4 protein-coding genes are annotated in these 3,438 nt (G+C 74.3%); 2 read left to right on the top strand and 2 right to left on the bottom strand.

What is annotated here, in order from left to right:
* The first annotated feature begins 185 nt into the window (after window positions 1–185).
* Both ACFU7Y_RS41950 and ACFU7Y_RS41945 read left to right on the top strand, forming a co-directional pair.
* Window positions 186–941: an ABC transporter ATP-binding protein gene (locus tag ACFU7Y_RS41950; RefSeq protein ID WP_224280198.1), complete on the top strand. Its 756-nt coding sequence runs from the start codon at window positions 186–188 to the stop codon at window positions 939–941.
* Between the two features lie 27 nt (window positions 942–968).
* A complete protein-coding gene (locus ACFU7Y_RS41945; protein WP_380771681.1) occupies window positions 969–2,120 on the top strand; it encodes a hypothetical protein in 1,152 nt (383 codons plus the stop codon).
* Window positions 2,121–2,155: 35 nt separating this feature from the next.
* On the opposite strand, the gene rlmN is transcribed toward ACFU7Y_RS41945, so the two are convergent.
* Together rlmN and ACFU7Y_RS41935 are read right to left on the bottom strand one after the other, a co-directional pair.
* Window positions 2,156–3,256, bottom strand: coding sequence for a 23S rRNA (adenine(2503)-C(2))-methyltransferase RlmN (gene rlmN, locus ACFU7Y_RS41940; protein WP_224285093.1), 1,101 nt, complete (start codon window positions 3,254–3,256; stop codon window positions 2,156–2,158).
* Between the two features lie 35 nt (window positions 3,257–3,291).
* On the bottom strand, window positions 3,292–3,438 hold a 147-nt coding region (locus tag ACFU7Y_RS41935), incomplete at its 5' end, for a phosphatidate cytidylyltransferase (protein ID WP_380771683.1).

The following is a 3,438-nucleotide window of genomic DNA, read 5'->3' as shown; positions in this document are numbered from 1 at the left end:
GTCCAGCTCCCGCGGGACCGCCCTTCGGCGTTCCCCCGCCCGCCCAACATCACAGTCGTACGACCAAACATGCCTGAATGCGGGTGATTTGCCCGTGATGGACCAGTGCGCCGCAACCGCGCCCCGCCCCGGGCGTTCTAATCTGACGACTGTCATATCCCTGCGGCCACCCAGGATGGATCCTCATGTCAGCGGCACCGCCTGACAACGACGTGCTGTGGGCCCGGGAGATCGTCAAGTCCCATGACGGCACCCCCGCCCTGCGCGGCATCTCGATCGGCGTCCGCGAGGGTGAGGTGCTCGCCGTCACCGGCCCGCGCGGCTCCGGCAAGAGCACCCTGCTCGGCTGCCTCTCCGCTCAACTCCCGGTCGACGAGGGCGAGGTCTGGTTCAACAGCGCCCCCGTGCACACCCTCGCCCGGGCCGGCCGCGAACGGCTGCGGCGCGACCGCTTCGGCTTCGTCGGCTCCGAGCCCCACCTGGTGCCCGAACTGACCGCCCGGGAGAACGTCGCCCTGCCGCTGCTGCTCGCCGGGGCCGGCAACAAGGCCGCCTACACCGCCGCCGACGAGTGGCTGGAACGCCTCGACGTCGGCGACTGCGCCCGGCAGCGCCCCGAGCAGCTGGTCCAGAGCCGGCGTCAGCGGGTCGCCGTCGCCCGCGCCCTCGCCCCGCTGCCGCCCGTCGTCTTCGCCGACGACCCCACCGCCCCACTGCACCGCGAGGCCGCCGACCAGGTCATGCGGATACTGGCCAGCGCGGCCCGATCCCACCAGCTCACCCTCGTCCTGGCCACCCACGACCCCGAGCTCGTCCGGTTCGCGGACCGCGCCGTCACCCTCCTCGACGGACGGCTCACCGCCCCCGCCGCCCCCGTCCCCCGCAGCACCTCCGCCCCCGGGGCCCCCGGAGCGCCCGCCGTCACGGCCACCCACCGCTGACGACGCCGAGCCGCTGAAAGAGTCGACGTGTTCTATCTCCGTCTGGCCCGGGGCTACCGGGTGCCCGACCTCGGCCGCTGGCTGCTCACGGCGCTGGCCGCCGCCGTGGTCGCCGCCTTCCTGCTGCGCTCCCTCGGCCGGGCGATGAGCGACCCGACCGGCGGCGCCGACCCGCTGGTCCGGCTGCTCTGGTGCCTGCCCCCGCTCGCCGCCGTCGCCTGGTTCGCGGCCGTCGCCGCCGGTGCGGTGCCCGCCCGGCGGCCCGAGCGGATCGCGGGTCTCACCGCGGCCGGGGCCGGCTCCCGCCGGATCCGCACGCTGATCGCCGGTGAGGTCGCACTCGCCGCCACCCTCGGCAGCGTCCTCACCCTGCTGTGCTTCCTGGTGCTGCGCAACGACATCGCCGGGCCCGCGCTCGCCCCCGACCTCGGCATGGGCGTGCCGCTGCCGCCCGCCGCGCCGGTCGTCCTGCTCGCCCTGGTCCCGCTCACCGCCGGCACCGCCGCCGCCTGCGCGGTGCCCGTCACCGAGACCCTGCCCGGCGGCCGCACCCACGCCCCGACCGGCTTCGGCGTCTGGCGGATCGCCCTGGCGATCGGGCTGGGCGTGATCGGCGCCGCGCTCGAACTCATCGCGCTGCGGCCCGACGCCGCCGCCGACGGCCGCCCGATCCACCTGCCCGCCGGACTCGGCAGCACCAGCACCGCCGCCCTCGGCGGCTGGGCCGCCAGCGCGCTCGGCATCGCCCTGCTCACCGGCCCGCTGCTGGCCTGGGCCGGACGGCTGCTCGCCCTCGGGCGGCCGACCCCGCTGCGGCTGCTGGCCGGGCGCGGCCTCACAGCCCAGGCCCGCCGGCTCGGCGCGCCGCTGGCCGTGCTCACCCTCACCGTCGCGCTGGTGCTCACCACCGTCCGCTACTGGATCGGCACGCCCGACAGCGCCGACGCGCTGCCCGCGATCGAGGCCTGCCTGGTGCTCGGCTGCGCGACCGCCGCGGTGATCGTCCGCCTCGCCGAGGTCCGTACCGACCGCCGTCAGGTCACCGACGCGCTGCTGCGCCTCGGCACCTCGCCCCGGCTGCTGTTCGGGGCGGTCGCGCTGCGCACCCTCGCGGTGGGCAGCACGCTGCTGCTGACCGGCGGGGCGACCGCCGCACTGGCGGCCGCCGGGCTCCGGTAGGGGTTTCCTGCGGTACGGGTTTCCTGCGGTGGGACTCAGCCCGCCGCGGCGAGCTGGCCGCAGGCACCGTCGATCTCCTGGCCGCGGGTGTCGCGGACGGTCGTCGGCACGCCGTGCGACTGGAGCCGGCGGACGAACTCGCGCTCGTCCTCGGGCCGGGAGGCCGTCCACTTGGAACCGGGGGTCGGGTTCAGCGGGATCAGGTTGACGTGCACCCGGCGGTTCTTGATCAGCCGGCCGAGCAGGTCGGCCCGCCAGGCCTGGTCGTTGATGTCCTTGATCAGCGCGTACTCGATGGAGATCCGGCGGCCGGACTTCTCCGCGTAGTTCCAGGCCGCGTCCAGCACCTCGGCGACCTTCCACCGGGTGTTCACCGGCACCAGCTCGTCGCGAAGCTCGTCGTCCGGGGCGTGCAGCGACAGCGCCAGGCGGCAGCTGAGGCCCTCGTCGGCGAACCGGTGCATCGCCGGGACGAGGCCGACGGTGGAGACCGTGATGCCGCGCTGGGACAGGCCGAAGCCGTCCGGCGCCGGGTCGGTCAGCCGGCGGATCGCGGACAGCACCCGGTTGTAGTTGGCCAGCGGCTCGCCCATGCCCATGAAGACCACGTTGGACAGCCGCGCCTCGCCGCCGGGGATCTCCCCCGACTTGAGCGCGCGCATCCCTGCGGCGATCTGCTCGACGATCTCGGCGGTGGAGAGGTTGCGGGTCAGCCCGGCCTGGCCGGTGGCGCAGAACGGGCAGTTCATGCCGCAGCCGGCCTGCGAGCTGATGCACATGGTGACCCGGTCCGGGTAGCGCATCAGCACGGACTCCACGAGCGTGCCGTCGAAGAGCTTCCAGAGCGTCTTGCGGGTGGCGTCGTCGTCGCAGGAGACGTGCCGGACCACCGACATCAGCTCGGGCAGCAGGCTCCCGGTGAGCTTCTCCCGGCTGACGGCGGGGATGTCCGTCCAACTCGCCGGGTCGTTCGACATCCGGCCGAAGTAGTGGTTGGAGAGCTGCTTGGCGCGGAACGGCTGCTCGCCCAGCTCGGCGACGGCCTCCTTGCGCTCGGCGGGGCTCAGGTCGGCGAGGTGTCGCGGGGGCTTGGCGCCGCGCGGCGCGACAAAAGTGAGTTCTCCGGGCTTAGGCATGGTTGTTCCAGTGTCGCAGATTCACCCGCGTGGGCTCACCCGGCGCCGGTGAAGGCCAGGTAGAGCAGCCAGGCCACCGGGGCGGTGGGCAGCAGCGAGTCGAGCCGGTCCATGATGCCGCCGTGGCCCGGCAGCAGTGTGCCCATGTCCTTGATGCCCAGGTCGCGCTTGATCATGGACTC

Source organism: Kitasatospora sp. NPDC057542 (assembly GCF_042801945.1).
Classification (GTDB): Bacteria; Actinomycetota; Actinomycetes; order Streptomycetales; family Streptomycetaceae; genus Kitasatospora.
Note: the sequence above shows the minus strand (reverse complement) of the source record. Positions and strands in the feature narration are given on the sequence as shown.